At 74.7% G+C, this 16,466-nt stretch carries 16 protein-coding genes; 12 read left to right on the top strand and 4 right to left on the bottom strand.

The window, feature by feature from the left end; translation table 11 throughout:
- Nucleotides 1-47: 47 nt before the first annotated feature.
- From AB0C99_RS14315 to AB0C99_RS14300, 4 genes are all read right to left on the bottom strand, one after another.
- A complete protein-coding gene (locus tag AB0C99_RS14315) occupies nucleotides 48-320 on the bottom strand; it encodes a hypothetical protein (RefSeq protein WP_362474396.1) in 273 nt (90 codons plus the stop codon).
- 190 nt (nucleotides 321-510) lie between these two features.
- On the bottom strand, nucleotides 511-738 hold the full coding sequence (locus tag AB0C99_RS14310) for a DUF3107 domain-containing protein (RefSeq protein WP_362474393.1): 228 nt from the start codon (nucleotides 736-738) through the stop codon (nucleotides 511-513).
- Nucleotides 739-871: 133 nt separating this feature from the next.
- Nucleotides 872-1,531 carry a TetR/AcrR family transcriptional regulator gene (locus AB0C99_RS14305; RefSeq protein ID WP_362474390.1) on the bottom strand — a complete coding sequence of 220 codons (660 nt, stop codon included), beginning with the start codon at nucleotides 1,529-1,531 and terminating at the stop codon, nucleotides 872-874.
- Between the two features lie 210 nt (nucleotides 1,532-1,741).
- On the bottom strand, nucleotides 1,742-2,002 hold the full coding sequence (locus AB0C99_RS14300) for a hypothetical protein (protein ID WP_362474387.1): 261 nt from the start codon (nucleotides 2,000-2,002) through the stop codon (nucleotides 1,742-1,744).
- Nucleotides 2,003-2,197: 195 nt separating this feature from the next.
- Between AB0C99_RS14300 and AB0C99_RS14295 the strand changes: the two genes are divergently transcribed.
- From AB0C99_RS14295 to moeZ, 12 genes are all read left to right on the top strand, one after another.
- The gene (locus AB0C99_RS14295; RefSeq protein ID WP_362474384.1) at nucleotides 2,198-3,178 is read left to right on the top strand and encodes an alpha/beta hydrolase; all 981 of its coding nucleotides are present in this window, start codon (nucleotides 2,198-2,200) and stop codon (nucleotides 3,176-3,178) included.
- 8 nt (nucleotides 3,179-3,186) lie between these two features.
- Nucleotides 3,187-4,404, top strand: a complete 1,218-nt coding sequence (locus AB0C99_RS14290; protein ID WP_362474381.1) for a DUF3152 domain-containing protein — start codon at nucleotides 3,187-3,189, stop codon at nucleotides 4,402-4,404.
- A gap of 110 nt (nucleotides 4,405-4,514) precedes the next feature.
- Entirely contained in the window at nucleotides 4,515-4,610 is a 96-nt protein-coding gene (locus AB0C99_RS14285) for an Ms4533A family Cys-rich leader peptide (RefSeq protein WP_338058652.1), read from the top strand.
- 192 nt (nucleotides 4,611-4,802) lie between these two features.
- Nucleotides 4,803-6,530, top strand: coding sequence for an ABC transporter substrate-binding protein (locus AB0C99_RS14280; protein WP_362474378.1), 1,728 nt, complete (start codon nucleotides 4,803-4,805; stop codon nucleotides 6,528-6,530).
- 71 nt (nucleotides 6,531-6,601) lie between these two features.
- Nucleotides 6,602-7,531, top strand: coding sequence for an ABC transporter permease (locus AB0C99_RS14275; RefSeq protein ID WP_362474614.1), 930 nt, complete (start codon nucleotides 6,602-6,604; stop codon nucleotides 7,529-7,531).
- Nucleotides 7,528-8,517 carry an ABC transporter permease gene (locus AB0C99_RS14270; protein WP_362474375.1) on the top strand — a complete coding sequence of 330 codons (990 nt, stop codon included), beginning with the start codon at nucleotides 7,528-7,530 and terminating at the stop codon, nucleotides 8,515-8,517. Before AB0C99_RS14275 ends, AB0C99_RS14270 begins: the two co-directional genes overlap by 4 nt.
- Entirely contained in the window at nucleotides 8,514-10,208 is a 1,695-nt protein-coding gene (locus tag AB0C99_RS14265) for an ABC transporter ATP-binding protein (RefSeq protein WP_362474372.1), read from the top strand. Before AB0C99_RS14270 ends, AB0C99_RS14265 begins: the two co-directional genes overlap by 4 nt.
- A gap of 190 nt (nucleotides 10,209-10,398) precedes the next feature.
- On the top strand, nucleotides 10,399-12,147 hold the full coding sequence (locus AB0C99_RS14260; protein ID WP_362474369.1) for a DUF3492 domain-containing protein: 1,749 nt from the start codon (nucleotides 10,399-10,401) through the stop codon (nucleotides 12,145-12,147).
- Nucleotides 12,148-12,160: 13 nt separating this feature from the next.
- Nucleotides 12,161-13,354, top strand: coding sequence for a hypothetical protein (locus AB0C99_RS14255; protein WP_362474366.1), 1,194 nt, complete (start codon nucleotides 12,161-12,163; stop codon nucleotides 13,352-13,354).
- A 131-nt stretch (nucleotides 13,355-13,485) separates the two neighbouring features.
- A complete protein-coding gene (locus AB0C99_RS14250; protein ID WP_046910969.1) occupies nucleotides 13,486-14,445 on the top strand; it encodes an NAD-dependent epimerase/dehydratase family protein in 960 nt (319 codons plus the stop codon).
- Between the two features lie 23 nt (nucleotides 14,446-14,468).
- Nucleotides 14,469-15,185 carry a spherulation-specific family 4 protein gene (locus tag AB0C99_RS14245; protein WP_362474611.1) on the top strand — a complete coding sequence of 239 codons (717 nt, stop codon included), beginning with the start codon at nucleotides 14,469-14,471 and terminating at the stop codon, nucleotides 15,183-15,185.
- 71 nt (nucleotides 15,186-15,256) lie between these two features.
- Nucleotides 15,257-16,435: an adenylyltransferase/sulfurtransferase MoeZ gene (gene moeZ, locus AB0C99_RS14240; protein WP_362474363.1), complete on the top strand. Its 1,179-nt coding sequence runs from the start codon at nucleotides 15,257-15,259 to the stop codon at nucleotides 16,433-16,435.
- The last annotated feature ends 31 nt before the right edge of the window (nucleotides 16,436-16,466 follow it).

Below are 16,466 nucleotides of genomic sequence, written 5' to 3'. Positions count from 1 at the left end.
ACGGACTCGGCCGCGGGCGCGGACCCGGGCCGGGGCTCCGGCCCCGGTCAGCCCGCCGCGGCTGATCGGCGCAGCCGTCGCGAGGCGGGGCGCACCAGCAGCGACAGCAGCACCGCCGCCACCGCGACCGCGCCGGTCAGGGTGGCGAGGAAGTGGCCGGGGCCCAGCGCCCCGTGGGTCACCAGGGCGCCGAACACGGCGCCGAGCGCGCCCGTGCTGAGGACGGCGCCCCGGGCGGGGAGGCGGTCGGGCAGCCGGAGCACGGCGGCCCAGGCCAGGGCGAAGCCGAGCAGGGCGGAACCGAGAGCTTCCAGGAACACGGCGGATCACCTCGCGTGCGGTGCGGGGCGGGCAGTTCGGTCACAGCCGTCCTACCCGGCCGACCCGGAAGACAATCCTCCTTACACCCGCTGACGTGGGCATACGGGGGAACGCGAAAGGCCCGGCGGACCAAGGTCCACCGGGCCTTCCCTCGTGCTCGGGATCGCTCGGGTGTCGCTCGGGCGTCGCTCAGAGCGCGCCGAAGCCCACCTTGCGCACCTCAGGCTCGCCGATCTCGACGTACGCGATCTTGTCGGCCGGCACCAGGACCTTGCGGCCCTTCTCGTCCGTCAGGCTGAGCAGCTTCGACTCGCCGCCGAGCGCGTCGGCCACCGCGCTCTGGACCTCGTCGGCGGACTGCCCGCTCTCCAGAACGATCTCCCGCGGCGTGTTCTGCACGCCGATCTTGACCTCCACGGCTATGTCCCTCCGAACGCTCAGCTGTGCGCGTCGACGCGCGCCGTACGCTGCACACATTAGCCCGGTGAGGGGACGCGGACGGCCCGTCGCCGCACGCCAGGAGCGAACAGCGCGGGGGTCCGGCCCGGGGTCAGTGGCCCTCGGCCGCCAGCAGCCCGTCCACCGCGTGCAGCGGGAAGCCCGCGATACCGCGCCAGGCGAGCGAGGTCAGCAGCGCCACCGCCTTGTCGCGGGGGACCGGGGACTCGCTGGAGAGCCAGTAGCGGGCGACGACCTGGGAGACGCCGCCGAGCCCGACGGCCAGCAGCATCGACTCGTCCTTGGCCAGGCCGGTGTCCTCGGCGATGACGTCCGAGATCGCCTCGGCGCACTGCAGGCTCACCCGGTCGACGCGCTCGCGCACGGCCGGCTCGTTGGTGAGGTCCGACTCGAAGACGAGCCGGAAGGCGCCGCCCTCGTCCTCCACGTACGCGAAGTAGGCGTCCATGGTGGCGGCCACCCGGAGCTTGTTGTCCGAGGTGGAGGCCAGGGCCGTGCGGACCGACTGGAGCAGGGACTCGCAGTGCTGGTCGAGCAGGGCCAGGTAGAGCTCCAGCTTGCCCGGGAAGTGCTGGTACAGCACCGGCTTGCTGACCCCGGCCCGCTCGGCGATGTCGTCCATGGCGGCCGAGTGGTACCCCTGGGCGACGAACACCTCCTGGGCCGCGCCGAGAAGCTGGTTGCGTCGGGCACGGCGCGGCAGGCGCGTGCCCCGGGGGCGTGCTGCCTCTGTCTGCTCGATGGCGCTCACGCCGCCTCCAAAGATCGATCCATGCAACGCATTGGCGTCGCGCCGCCATCGTACTTTTGGGTAACCCGGCTGTGCGCGGTGCGCACGCAGAATTTCACGGACCGGACGCCCAGGGCGAGGGCGAATACGCGGAGAATGCGCGGGAAAAACGAACACGGCAGCGACGTTCCGCCCGTCGCCGCGCCGTTTCGGGCGGTTTTCCCGCGCAGGTCAGCGGTAGTCGTCCTCGTCGAGGGCGACCACCCGGGCCTGTTCGACGGCGTCGGCGTCATTCGCCGAATCGGGCGCCAGGCGCGGCAGCGGCTCGTCCTCGCGCTGCTGCAGATCGGTGTGCTGTTCGGCGGCGTCGGCCTCCGGGACCTCCTCGTCGAGCACGACATCCCCTTTCCCGGTGTTCCCGGCGTTCTCGGGGTTCTCTGCGTTCTCGGAGGTCCAGGCGAATGTGTCCGGCTCGGTCGGGTCGGCAGTCATGCGATTCCTTCCGTCCTTCCGGCACGCGTGGGGTCCGCGGGGCCTCGGGCCCGGGTCGAAGGGCCGCTCCGGTCCTCTTTCCGTGGGGCCGGAAGCCCTCTCCTTCGAGCGTAGGAGCTCCTTCCGCACACCGCACCCGATCCTGTGACGCCACGCACACGCGCCCGGGCGTGATCGTCTCGTAATATCACTGCCATGTCCTCGACCGAGCTGCCGGAAACCCGGACCGCCGCACCGCCCGCGACCCGGTCGCGCACCGTGCGGGTCGCCGACGGCGAGGAGCTGCGCTCCGTCTCGCTGCCCGGACTCACCCTCACCGTGCGCGCCCGGCCCGGCACGGCGCCCGACCTGCCGCCCGCGCTGTACGTGCACGGGCTCGGCGGCTCCTCGCAGAACTGGTCGGCCATGATGCCGCTGCTCGCCGACCTCGTGGACGGCGAGGCGCTCGACCTGCCCGGCTTCGGCGACTCGCCGCCGCCGGACGACGGCGACTACTCCGTGACCGGCCACGCCCGCGCCGTGATCCGGTACCTGGACGCCGCCGGCCGCGGCCCGGTCCACCTCGTCGGCAACTCGCTGGGCGGCGCGGTCTCCACCCGGGTCGCCGCGGTCCGGCCCGACCTCGTGCGCACCCTGACGCTGATCTCCCCGGCGCTGCCGGAGCTGCGCGCCCAGAAGACCGCCTGGCCGACCGCGCTGATCGCGCTGCCGGGCGTCGCCGCGCTGTTCGCCCGCCTCTCCCGCGACTGGACCGCCGAGCAGCGGGTCCGCGGGGTGCTGTCGCTCTGTTACGGGGACCCCGGCCGGGTCACCGACGAGGGCTTCCGGCACGCCGTCGAGGAGATGGAGCGGCGGCTGGAGCTGCCGTACTTCTGGGACGCGATGGCCCGCTCCTCGCGCGGCATCGTCGACGCCTACACCCTCGGCGGCCAGCACGGGCTGTGGCGGCAGGCGGAGCGGGTGCTCGCCCCGACGCTGCTCGTCTACGGCGGGCGCGACCGGCTCGTCTCGTACCGGATGGCGCGCCGGGCCGCCGCCGCCTTCCGCGGCTCCCGGCTGCTCACGCTCCCGGACGCCGGGCACGTGGCGATGATGGAGTATCCGGAGACGGTCGCCACCGCGGTGCGGGAGCTGATCGCCGCCGCCGACGCGGCGCCGGCCGAGGGCGGGAGCTGAACCGGACCGTGGGACGACACAGCCGCAAGGGGCCCGCCGCGCCGGTGACCGACACCGGCCGGGGCGAGGCCGCGGGCCAGGGCCCGGGGACGGGACGGCGCAGGCGGGCCGAGGGGCACCCGGGACACCCGGGACACCCGGGGTCCGACACGCCCGCGCACGGCACCCCGCTCCACCACGACCCGTACGGCCCGGCCGCCGGGCCCGGTGTCCGCGGCGGGCACCCGGACCACGAGGAGCGGTCCGCGCCGGCCGCGCGCTATCCGTACCACCAGGCCGCGCCCGCGGCCCCGCACATCCCCGCGCCGCGCCGCGAGGCGCCGGGCGCTCCGGAGCCGGACGGGCGCGCCGCCGTCCAGGCCGCGCCGGGCGGGCGGGCGCGCAGGCGGCAGGCCGTCCGGGCCGGCGGGCTCGGGCGCACCCTCACCGGCATAGCCGCCGCCGCGATCACCACCGTCCTGGCGATCGTGGTGGCCGGGCAGGTCGCCGAGCGCGAGAAGAACGGGACGCCGCAGTCCCGTTCGGCCGAGGACGCCGTGGACCGCGCCGACGGGGCGCACCAGGCGTCCCGCTCGGACGCGCGGGACACCCCGGCGGAGCCGGTCGCGCCGCCGTCCGCGGCGCCCACGTACGAGCAGTTGATGGCCGAGCGGTTCCCCATCGACCCGAAGCTGAAGGGTCCGGCGGAGTTCCAGGCGGTGCCCGGCTTCGACCGGGCGCCCGGCAAGGGGCGCAAGATCCGCTACCGGGTGGACGTCGAGAAGGACCTCGGCCTGGACGGGGCGCTCTTCGCGCAGGCGGTGCAGCGGACCCTCAACGACCGGCGGAGCTGGGCGGGCGACGGGGAGATGACCTTCGAGCGGATCTCCAGCGGGGACCCGGAGTTCGTCATCACCCTGGCCAGTCCCGGGACGACCGGCGAGTGGTGCCGCAAGTCCGGCCTGGACACCACCATCGACAACGTGTCCTGCGACTCGGCCTCCACCCAGCGGGTGATGATCAACGCCTTCCGGTGGGCGCAGGGCTCGGTGACCTTCGGGCCGAAGGCGATGCACGCGTACCGCCAGATGCTCATCAACCACGAGGTCGGGCACCGGCTCGGGCACAGCCATGTGAGTTGCCGCACGCCGGGCGCGCTCGCGCCCGTGATGCAGCAGCAGACGAAGTCGCTGGACATCGACGGCATCAAGTGCCGCCCCAACCCGTGGGTGCATCCCGGGAGTTGACGGGGGGTCGGGGCGGACTCTCCGAGAGGTGTCCGGGATGTGAGACGGGCGTCTCATAAATGCCGGGATGCGCGTTGACATCGATCAGGCGTTCGTCCATATTTCTCGGCATGTCGCCCCGCCACGCCGTTTCCGATCGCGCCGCCCTTGAGCTGGCGCTCTTCGGCGTGACCGGACACGCGGTCGCCGACATTCTCTGTAGCTGACGCAGCCCGCGCGCTCGTCGGCCTTCCTTCGTAAAGCCGTCCCCTTTTCCCGCGCCCGGGCCGTTCCAGCCCCGTAGGCGCGCGTTCCCCTTCCCCGAGACCTCTCTCGGCGACGGCTGTGCCGTGCGCCCGCGGACATCCCCTGCCGCCTCCGGCGGTTCACCGCGGCATTCTTCGAGAGGTCTCCTTCCCATGCGTCAACCGTCCGTCATCTCGCGCCGCTCGGCAGCGGTCGCCGTCAGTCTCGTCCTGGCCACGGGCGCCGCCGCCTGCGCCGGACCGCAGGACGCCGGCGGCAAGGGCGCCTCCGGCAAGACCGCGGGCGGCCCCCAGAAGGGCGGCACCCTCACCGTCCTCAACGCCGAGGCGCAGGAGGACTTCGACCCCGCCCGCCTCTACACCTCCGGCGGCGGCAACGTCCCCTCCCTCGTCTTCCGCACCCTCACCACCCGCAACCGCGAGGCGGGCGCCGCCGGCGCCCAGGTCGTCCCCGACCTCGCCACCGACACCGGGCGCCCCAACAAGGACGCCACCGAGTGGACGTACACCCTCAAGGACGGGCTGAAGTTCGAGGACGGCACGCCCATCACCACCGCCGACATCAAGTACGGCATCGAGCGCTCCTTCGCCGCCGAACTCTCCGGCGGCGCCCCCTACCTGCGCGACTGGCTCGTCGGCGGCGACACCTACCAGGGCCCCTACAAGGACAAGAACGGCCTCGCGTCGATCGTCACCCCCGACGCGAAGACCATCGTCTTCAAGCTGCGCAAGCCCGAGGGCGAGTTCCCCTTCGTCGCCACCCAGACCCAGTTCGCCCCCGTCCCCAAGGCCAAGGACACCGGCGCGAAGTACGAGGAGCACCCCGTCTCCTCCGGCCCGTACAAGGTCGTCAAGAACGAGAACGACGGCCAGCGCCTGCTCCTGGAGCGCAACCCGCACTGGGACCCCAAGACCGACGAAGAGCGCAAGGCGTACCCCGACACGATCGACGTCAAGTCGGGCCTGGACGAGGCCGTCATCAACCAGCGGCTCTCCACCTCCGCGGGCGCCGACGCCGCCGCCGTCACCACCGACACCAACCTCGGCCCGGCCGAGCTCGCCCAGGTCTCCTCCGACAAGGAGCTCGCCGCCCGCGTCGGCACCGGCCACTTCGGCTACACCAACTACCTCGCCTTCAACCCGAAGGTGAAGCCCTTCGACAACCCGAAGGTGCGCCAGGCGATCTCCTACGCCATCAACCGCACCAGCGTCGTCAACGCCGCCGGCGGCTCCGCGCTCGCCGAGGCCGCCACCACCTTCCTGCCCGAGCAGAAGTCCTTCGGCTACACCCCCTACGACCACTTCCCGGCCGGCAAGACCGGCGACCCGGAGAAGGCGAAGCAGGTCCTCAAGGAGGCCGGCTACCCGAACGGCCTGACCGTCACCCTGCTGCACTCCACCGCCCAGAACCGCGCCACCAGCCCCGAGGTCGCCACCGCCGTCCAGGAGGCCCTCGCCAAGGCCGGCATCACCGTCAAGCTCGACGGCCAGGAGCCCAACTCCTTCAACGAGAAGCGCTGGAGCGTCAAGGACGCCCCCGGCTTCTTCCTCTCCCGCTGGGGCGCCGACTGGCCGGCCGGCGGCCCGTTCCTCGCGCCGATCTTCGACGGCCGCCAGATCGTCACCAACGGCTCCAACTACAACCACGCGCAGCTGAACGACCCGGCCGTCAACGCCGAGATCGACGAGATCAACAAGCTCACCGACCTCAAGGCCGCCGCCGTCCGCTGGGGCGCCCTGGACAAGAAGATCGGCGAGCAGGCGCTCGACGTGCCGCTCTTCCACCCGGTCTACAAGCGCCTGGTCGGCAAGGACGTCAAGAACGTCGTCATCAGCGACTGGACCGGTGTCCTCGACGTCTCGCAGGTCGCGGTCAAGTGACCCCGCCCGGCTCCCCGTCCGACGTGTCGGCGCCCGCGGCGGTCACCCCCGCCACGGGCGCCGCCCGGCAGGTGTGGCGCAGGCTGCGGACCCGGCCCTCCGCCGTCGCCGCCGCCTCCGTGCTCGCCCTGCTCGTCCTCCTCGCCCTCGCCGCCCCGCTGCTCGCCGCCCTCGCCGGCCAGGACCCGCACACCTACCACGACGACCTCGTCGACTCCGCCCGCGGCGGCGTCCCGTACGGCTCCTTCGGCGGGATCAGCGCCGACCACTGGCTCGGCGTCGAACCCGGCACCGGCCGCGACCTGTTCGTCCGGCTCCTCTACGGCGCCCGGATCTCGCTGCTCGTCGCCGTCGGCGCCACCGCCGTGCAGATCCTCATCGGCGTCCTCGTCGGCCTCGCCGCCGGGCTCGGCAGCCGCTGGGTCGACGGCCTCCTGAGCCGGGTCACCGACGTGTTCGTCGCCCTGCCGTTCCTCGTCCTGGCCATCGCGCTCACCGCCGTGGTGCCCCGCGACTTCCCCCGCCCGCTGCTGCTGATCCTCGTCATCGGCCTGCTCGGCTGGGCCGGCACCTCCCGGATCGTGCGCGCCCAGACCCTCACCCTCAAGAGCCTCGACTTCGTCGCCGCCTCGCGCCTGGCCGGCTCCGGACGCGCCCGCACCGCCCGGCGCGAGCTCGTCCCCTCGCTCGCCGCGCCCGTCATCACGTACGCGGCGATCCTCGTCCCGACCAACATCGTCGTCGAGGCGTCGCTCTCCTTCCTCGGCGTGGGCGTCACCCCGCCCACCCCGTCCTGGGGGCAGATGCTGTCCACCGCGCAGACCTGGTTCCGCGCCGACCCGGCGTACGTCCTGCTGCCCGCCGGACTGCTCTTCACGACCGTGCTCGCCTTCACCGTGCTCGGCGACGCCGTCCGGACGGCCCTGGACCCGCGCGAGGCCAGCCGCCTCGCCGTGGGCACCGCCCGCGCCAAGCGGGCCCGCAAGGAGAAGACCTCATGACCCGCTACCTCCTGAAGCGGCTCGCGGGCGCCGCGCTCGTCCTGCTCGTGCTCTCGGCCCTCGTCTACGGGCTGTTCTACCTGCTGCCCGGCGACCCCGCCCGGCTCGCCTGCGGCGAACGCTGCAACCCGCGGCAGATCGCCCAGGTCCGCGAGCAACTCGGCCTGAACGACGGCGTGTTCACGCAGTACCTGCACTTCCTCCAGGGGCTCGTGACCGGCCGCGACTACTCCACCGGCACCGGCGTCACCCACTGCGACGCGCCCTGCCTCGGCCTCTCGTACCAGAACGACCAGCAGGTCACCCGGCTCCTCCTGGAGCGGCTGCCCGCCACCGCCTCCCTCGCGCTCGGCGCCATGGTCATCTGGCTCGTCATCGGCGTCGGCACCGGACTGCTCTCCGCGCTGCGCCGCGGCGGGCTCACCGAGCGCACCCTCACCGTGCTCACCCTCGCCGGCACCGGCACCCCCGTCTTCATCCTCGGCCTGCTGATGCTCATGGTGGTCTGCGCCTACCTCCAGTGGCTGCCCTTCCCGAGCTACGTGCCGCTCGGCGAGGACCCCGAGCAGTGGGCCTGGAACATGCTGCTGCCCTGGCTCACCCTCGGCTTCTTCGAGTCCGCCAAATACGCCCGGATGACCCGCAGTTCGACCCTGGAGACGCTCGCCGAGGACCACATCCGCACCTTCCGCGCGTACGGCGTGGGGGAGCGGGCCGTCGTCACCCGGCACGCCCTGCGCGGCGCCGTGCCGCCCGTGATCGCGCTCAGCGCCCTCGACCTCGGCACCATGTTCGGCGGCGCCGTCCTCACCGAGTCGCTCTTCGGCATCCCCGGCCTCGGCAAGACCCTGATCGACTCCGTCCGCCACATCGACCTGCCGGTCGTCGTCGGCGTCGTCCTCCTCATGGGCGCCGCCGTCGTCGTCGCCAACGTCGTCGCCGACCTCCTCTACGCACTCGCCGACCGAAGGGTGGCCCTGACATGAGCGTCCCCGAACAGCACGCTCCCGGCGGCGCCCCGCTCGTCACCGTCGAGGGCCTCAGTGTCGCGTTCGACGGCGGCGTCCGGGCCGTGGACGACCTGTCCTTCACCCTGGAGCCCGGCCGCGCCCTCGCCCTCGTCGGCGAGTCCGGCAGCGGCAAGTCCACCGTCGCCGGCGCCCTCCTCGGCCTCCACCACGGCACCGGCGCCACCGTCGAGGGCCGCGTCACCGTCGGCGGCATCGACGTCGGCGCCGCCGGACCGGCCGAACTGCGCAGGCTGCGCGGCGGAGTCGCCGCCATGGTCTTCCAGGACCCGCTCTCCGCCCTCGACCCGTACTACGCCATCGGCGACCAGATCGCCGAGGTGTACCGGATCCACCACCCCGGCTCCCGCAAGGCCGCCCGCGCCCGCGCCGTCGAGGTCCTCGACCGGGTCGGCATCCCCGACGCGGCCCGCCGCGCCCGCTCCCGCCCGCACGAGTTCAGCGGCGGGATGCGCCAGCGCGCCCTCATCGCCATGGCCCTCGCCTGCGCGCCCCGGCTCCTCGTCGCCGACGAGCCGACCACCGCCCTCGACGTCACCGTCCAGGCCCAGATCCTCGACCTCCTCCACGACCTGCGCCGCGAGACCGGCACCGGCCTGCTCCTCGTCACCCACGACGTCGGCGTGGCCGCCGAGAGCGTCGACGACGTGCTCGTGATGCGCGCCGGACGCGAGGTCGAACGCGGCCCGGTCGCCCGGGTGCTGGGCGCGCCCGCGAAGCCGTACACCCGCGAACTCCTCGCCGCCGTGCCCCGGCTCGACGGCCCGCCGCGCACCCGCCCGGCCGCCTTGGTCCCTGGCCCCGCCGCCCCGCCTCCGGGTGACGTCCTGCTCGAAGCCGTCGACCTGCGGCGGGAGTTCGGGCGCGGCAAGGGCCGGGTCACCGCCGTCGACGACGTGTCGCTGACCGTGCGCGCCGGCGAGACCCTCGGCGTCGTCGGCGAGTCCGGCAGCGGCAAGACCACCCTGGGCCGGATGCTGGTCCGGCTCCTCGACCCGACGTCCGGCGGACTCCGTTACGGGGGTACGGAGATCGGCGGCGCGTCCGAGAAGGAGCTGCGCCCGCTGCGGCGCGAGCTCCAGATGGTCTTCCAGGACCCCGTCTCCTCGCTCAACCCGCGCCGCTCGGTGGGCGAGTCCATCGCCGACCCGCTGCGGGTGGCCGGCGTCCTGGACGACACCGGGATCCGGGCCCGGGTCCGCGAGCTGCTCGACCGGGTGGGGCTCGACCCCGACCGGCACGACGCCTATCCGCACGAGTTCAGCGGCGGCCAGCGCCAGCGCGTCGGCATCGCCCGCGCGCTCGCCGCCGAGCCGCGCCTGATCGTCTGCGACGAACCCGTGTCGGCCCTCGACGTCACCACCCAGGCCCAGGTCACCGCGCTGCTCGCCGGCCTCCAGGCCGAGCTCGGCCTGGCGCTCGTCTTCATCGCCCACGACCTGTCCGTGGTGCGCCAGGTCAGCGACCGGGTCGCCGTCATGCGCGGCGGCCGGATCGTCGAACAGGGCCCCGTCGAGGAGGTCTACGGCAGCCCCCGCGACCCGTACACCCGGCGGCTCCTGGCGGCCGTCCCCTCGCTCGACCCGGTGCTCGCCGCCGAGCGCCGCGAGCGGCGCGGGAGCCTCCGCGAGGAGCCGGCCGCGGCCTGACCCAGGGTGACCTCCCGGCCCCGTAGCGCCACGAAACGCCGCCGGGGTGGGAAAGTTACGTGCATTCACCCCTTCCGGTGGCGCGATGGACAACCGTCCATCGCGCCACCGGCATATCCGCTTACGTTCTTCCCGCTGCGGGTCACCGCGCCGAAAGGTGCCCGCGTGACGGGAGAACGGGGGTGTGCTCATGCGGATCGGACTGCTCACGGAGGGTGGCTACCCCCATGCCCCGGGTGAGTCCGGGCTCTGGTGCGAGCGGCTCGTCCGCGGCCTCGCCCCGCACGAGTTCGACGTCTACGCCCTCAGCCCCGCCGCCCGCCCGGACGGCGCCGCCCGCCCGGCCCTCCCGCCCCTGCCGGCCAACGTCCGCGGGCTTCGCACCGCCTGGCTCGGCACCCCCGAGGACGACGGGCGCGCCCCCGGCCGCCGCGAGCGCCGCCGCTTCGAGGCCGCGTTCCGCGAGCTCGCGGCCGGGCTCTGCGCGGAGGGCGCGGGGGAGGGGGCGGCGGGCCCGGCGGCCGGGCGGGCCGCGGCGGCGCCTGCCGGGGGAGCGGGGGCCGCCGGGGCCGGAGGGGGCGCCGGCCGGGCCGCCGGGCCCGGTCGCGGCGAGGCCGCCGAGCGGTTCGCCGACGGGCTCTACGGGCTCGCCGAACTCGCCCGCGCCCACGGCGGGCTGCGCGCCGTGCTCCGCTCCGAGCCCGCCCTGCGCGCGCTGGAGGCCGCGAGCCGCGCCCCCGGCGCCCGCCGCGGCCTCGCCGCCGCCACCGTCCCCGACCAGCTCGCCTTCCTCGGCCGGCTGGAGCGCGCCCTGCGCCCGCTCTCCCTCGACTGGTACGACGAGGAGGGCCCGGGGCTCGCCGGAGCCGACCTCTGCCACGCCGCCACGGCGGGCGCCGCGGCCCTCCCCGGCCTGCTGGCCAAACGCTTCTTCGGCACCCCGCTGCTCGTCACCGAGTACGGCGTCCAGCTCCGCGCCCACTACCTCGCCGCCGCCGACACCCCGCTCGCCACCCCGGTCCGCGCCCTGCTCGCCGCCTTCCACGGCCGGCTCGCCGCCGAGGTCTACCACCAGGCCGCCCTCCTCACCCCCGGCAACGCCCACGCCCGCCGCTGGCAGGAGCGCTGCGGCGCCGACCGCGCCAAACTCCGCACCGTCCACCCCGGGATGCCCGCCGAGCGCTTCGCCGAGACCGGCGAGGACGAGGAGAGCGGCGACCCCGCCACCCTCACCTGGATCGGCCGCGCCGAACCCGCCAAGGACCTCGTCGCCCTGCTGCACGCCTTCGCCGACGTGCGCCGCCGCCAGCCCGACGCGAGGCTGCGGATCATCGCCGCGCCGAGCCGCGAGCCCGGCTCCGCCGCGTACCTCGCGCACTGCCGCAACCTCGCCGAACAGCTCTTCCCCGACGAGGCCACCGGCGCGCACGCCGTCGGCGAGAACCCCGTCTCCTTCGAGGAGCTCGGCGGCCCCGAGGCCCCCACCCTGGAGGAGGCGTACGCCTCCAGCGCCGTCGTCGTCCTCTCCAGCGTCGTCGAAGGCTTCCCCGTCAGCCTCGTCGAGGCCATGTTCTGCGCCCGCGCCACCGTCTCCACCGACGTCGGCGCGGTCGTCGAGGTCATCGGCGGCACCGGACTCGTCGTCCCGCCGCGCAACCCCAAGGCGCTCGCCGACGCCTGCCTCGCCCTGCTCCGCGACCCCGGCCGCCGCCACCGCCTCGGCGCCGCCGCCCGCGCCCGCGCCCTGGAGCTGTTCACCGTCGAACAGAACCTCACCGCGTTCCGCGGCATCTACCTCGAACTCCTCTCCCACGCGCCGGTACGCCGCACCGCCGCCCGGGCCGTCCCCTTCGCGCACCCCGCCGAGGCGTACGTGCCGGGCAGCTGGGCGGACCAGCCGGTCACCGCCTCGGCCGGTACGGGAGAGACCGATGCCTGAAGGAGGCACCCCCATGCGCGGCCCCGCCGCACCCACCAGCCCGGGCCCCTGGGACCCCCGCTCCGAGGCCCCGCCCCGGGCCACCGCGACCGCCGTCGCCCCCGCGCTCGGCCCCCGCGCCCCCCGGCGCGCCACCGCCGACCCGGTCAAGGCCCTGATGCACCGCCACCGCGCGCTCTGCGAACGGGCCGTCGACCCCCTGGAGATCGCCGCCGGACTGGAGGCGCACGGCGTCACCGACCGCACCGCCGCCCGCTACCGGCACCGCGACGTCTTCTCGCTCGCCGAGGAGCTCTACGCCCGGGTGCCCCGCGGCGACACCCCGCCCGCCCGCCCCGCGCCCGAGCGGCCCGCCCCCGGCTCCACCGCCGCCTGGGCCCTCGCCGCCTGCGCCCCCGGCGCCGTCGCCGCCCTCGCCGCCGCCGGGCTCGCCCTCACCGGCGGCCCGGCCCGCGCCGCCGTCGGCGTCCTCGGCGCCCTCGGCCTCGCCGGGGCCCTCCACCTCGCCGTCCGCCGCGGCCCGCTGCGCGCCGCCGCCCGCACCACCCCCGCCACCGCCCTGTGGACCCTCTGGCTGCTCGGCTACACGGTCCTCGGCGACGGCCTCCTCGCCCAGCTCCTCTCCGGCGGCCCCGACGGCACCTGGCACCTTGTCACCCCCGGCGGCCCCGCCGACGGCCCCGACGGCGGCTGGCTCCTCGACACCGGGCCGCCGCTCGCCCTCGCCCTGACCGTCGCGCCCGCCGCCTGGTGCGCCCGGCTCTTCGCCGTCCGCGCCCGTCGCCGCCTCGCCGCCAGCCGCGGCCTGGACGCCTTCGCCGCCGGCGCCCGGCCGCTGCTCCTCGCCACCCTCGCCCCGCCGCTGGCCCTGCTCGCCGGGCTCCTCGCCCTCACCGGCTTCGACCCCGGCGCGCTCGCCCTCGGCGCCCTGCTGCTGCTCGCCCGCCTGCTCGCCGCGCACGGCCTGCCCGAGCCCGCCGCCCACGCCCTCGCCGCCGCCGGTGCCGTCCTGGCCCTCGCCCCGGCCCTCGTCCTCGCCGCCCGGCTGCCGGGCTGCGCCTTCCTCGAAACCCCCGTCCGCGCCCTCGCCGACGGCTGGGGCCCCGCCGCCCTGCCGGCCGTCGTCTGCGGCGCCGCGGCCCTCGCCCTCCTGGCCCACGCCACCAGCGCCCTCTCCCGGGCCTCGGCGCACGCCACCGCCCGCTGACCGCCCCGCCCGGCGCACCCGCGGAGCCGACGCCGCGGGCGCGCCCCCGTACCTGGACCATCCCAAGGAGAACCAACAGACATGACGCGCCAACCCCGCACCACGGCCGGTCGGCACGAAGGGGCCGCACGATGAGGGTGCTGCTGCTCGGAGCCAACGGATTCATCGGCCGCTTCGTCGCCGACCGGCTGCTCGCCGACCCGGCGGTGCACCTCACCGCCCTCGGCCGCGGCGACGACGCCGACGTACGGTTCGATCTCGCCACCGGCAGTCCCGGAGCCCTCACCCGGTTCCTCGACGCCGTGCACCCCGGAGTCGTCGTCAACTGCGCGGGCGCCACTCGAGGCGGCGCCCGCGAACTGACCCGGCACAACACCGTCGCCGTCGCCACCGTCTGCGAGGCCCTGCGCCGCAGCGGCTGCGGCGCCCGGCTCGTCCAGGTCGGCTGCGCCTCCGAGTACGGGCCCAGCCAGCCCGGCTCGTCCACCGCCGAGGACGCCGTGCCCCGCCCCGGCGGCCCGTACGGCGTGTCCAAGCTGGCCGCCACCGAACTCGTCCTCGGCTCCGGCCTGGACGCGGTCGTCCTGCGGGTCTTCTCGCCGGTCGGCCCCGGCACCCCGGCGGGCTCCCCGCTCGGCCGGCTCGCCGAGGCCATGCGCCGTGCCATGCAGGCCGGCGACGGCGAGCTCAAGCTCAGCGGACTGGGCGTGCAGCGCGACTTCGTGGACGTCCGCGACGTCGCCCGCGCCGTCCACGCCGCCTCGCTCTCCGCCGCCCAGGGGGTCGTCAACATCGGCACCGGCCGCGCGGTCCGGCTCCGCGACGCCGCCGCCGTGCTGGCCCGGGTCGCCGGCTTCGCGGGCACCCTGCACGAGCTGGACGGGCCGCCGCCGCGCCCGGTCATCGGCGCCCCGCGCACCGAGACCATCGCGGAGCAGCTCGCCGCCGCCCCCTTCCCGTACCCCGACGGCTGCGGGCCCTGGCAGCAGGCCGACGTCCGCACCGCCCGGGACCGGCTCGGCTGGCGCCCCCGGATCAACCTGGAGGAGTCGCTGGCGGACATCTGGATGGAGGCGGCGTGTCGCATCTAGCCGCCACCGGGACGGCGCTGGCGATGGGGGTGGGCGTCCCCGGCTACGCCCACCCGCTGCTCGCCCCGGTCGAGTGGGCCGAGCTCACCCGGCCGGGCACCCCGCTCCACTGGGCCGTCCTCAACGTGGCGGAGGGCCCGGGCGCCCGCCCCGACCCGCACTGCCTGGAGGCCGCCGGGAAGCTGCGCAACGCGGGGGTCAGGGTGCTCGGCCACCTCGACCTGCGGCACGGCTCCCGGCCCTTCGGGGAACTGGTCTCGGACGCCCAGCGGTTCCTCGACTGGTACCGCACGGACGGCTTCTACCTGGACCGGGCGCCCGTCGACCGGGCCGACCTCCCGGCGGTGCGGCGGCTCTCGGCGACGCTGGAGGCGCTGCTGGACGGGGAGCGCGGCGGGCGGGGGGCGCACCTGGTGCTGGGCCACGGCACCCACCCGTACCCCGGTTACGCGGAGGCGGCGGACCAGCTCGTCACCTTCTCCGGGGCCTGGGCGGACTACCGCTGGTCGCAGGTGGCGGAGTGGACGGCGGACTATCCGGCGGCGAAGTTCGTGCACCTGGTCCACGGGGTGCCCCGGACGCATCTGGAGGAGGCCCTGCGGATCGCCCGCTGGCAGGGGGCCGCGACGGTCTTCTTCACCGACCGCCTGGGGCGGCCGGGACAAACCGACCAATTCCATACCCTGCCCGGGTACTGGGACGAAATCGTCTCGCGTATCGGACGGGGTGTCTCGGAATGAGGAGCGGCGTGGCAGTGTTGTCGACAGCACCACCGTAGTGAAATACCGACCAGAGTATTGATGAGGTCTCCGTGTCGCTGCCACCCCTGGTCGAGCCGGCTGCCGAGCTCACCGTTGACGAGGTCCGCAGGTACTCCCGCCACCTGATCATCCCGGACGTCGGGATGGACGGGCAGAAGCGGCTCAAGAACGCGAAGGTGCTCTGTGTGGGCGCGGGCGGCCTCGGCTCGCCCGCCCTCATGTACCTGGCCGCGGCCGGCGTCGGCACCCTCGGCATCGTGGAGTTCGACGAGGTCGACGAGTCGAACCTGCAGCGCCAGATCATCCACAGCCAGGCGGACATCGGCCGCTCCAAGGCGGCTTCCGCGCGGGACTCGGTCCTCGGCATCAACCCGTACGTGAACGTGATCCTCCACGAAGAGCGGCTCGAAGCCGAGAACGTGATGGACATCTTCAGCCAGTACGACCTGATCGTCGACGGCACGGACAACTTCGCGACCCGGTACCTGGTCAACGACGCCGCCGTGCTGCTCAACAAGCCGTACGTGTGGGGCTCGATCTACCGCTTCGACGGCCAGGCGTCGGTCTTCTGGTCCGAGCACGGCCCCTGCTACCGCTGCCTCTACCCGGAGCCCCCGCCGCCGGGCATGGTCCCCTCCTGCGCCGAGGGCGGCGTGCTGGGCGTGCTCTGCGCGTCCATCGGCTCCATCCAGGTCACCGAGGCCATCAAGCTCCTGGCCGGCGTGGGCGACCCGCTGGTCGGCCGCCTGATGATCTACGACGCCCTGGAGATGCAGTACCGCCAGGTCAAGGTCCGCAAGGACCCCGACTGCGCGGTCTGCGGCGAGAACCCGACCGTCACCGAGCTCATCGACTACGAGGCGTTCTGCGGCGTCGTGTCCGAGGAGGCCCAGGAGGCGGCGCTCGGTTCGACGATCACTCCCAAGCAGCTCAAGGAGTGGATCGACGACGGCGAGAACATCGACATCATCGACGTCCGCGAGCCGAACGAGTACGAGATCGTCTCGATCCCGGGCGCCCGCCTGATCCCGAAGAACGAGTTCCTGATGGGCACCGCCCTCCAGGACCTCCCGCAGGACAAGCGGATCGTCCTGCACTGCAAGACGGGTGTCCGCAGCGCGGAGGTCCTCGCCGTCCTCAAGGCCGCGGGCTTCGCGGACGCCGTCCACGTCGGCGGCGGCGTCATCGGCTGGGTCCACCAGATCGAGCCCGAGAAGCCGGTCTACTAGGACCGCACCGGATCCGACGGAAGGGCCCGGA

This window comes from Streptomyces sp. NPDC048659 (assembly GCF_040650575.1).
Classification (GTDB): domain Bacteria; phylum Actinomycetota; class Actinomycetes; order Streptomycetales; family Streptomycetaceae; genus Streptomyces.
This window is presented reverse-complemented; position numbering and strand designations above follow the sequence as displayed.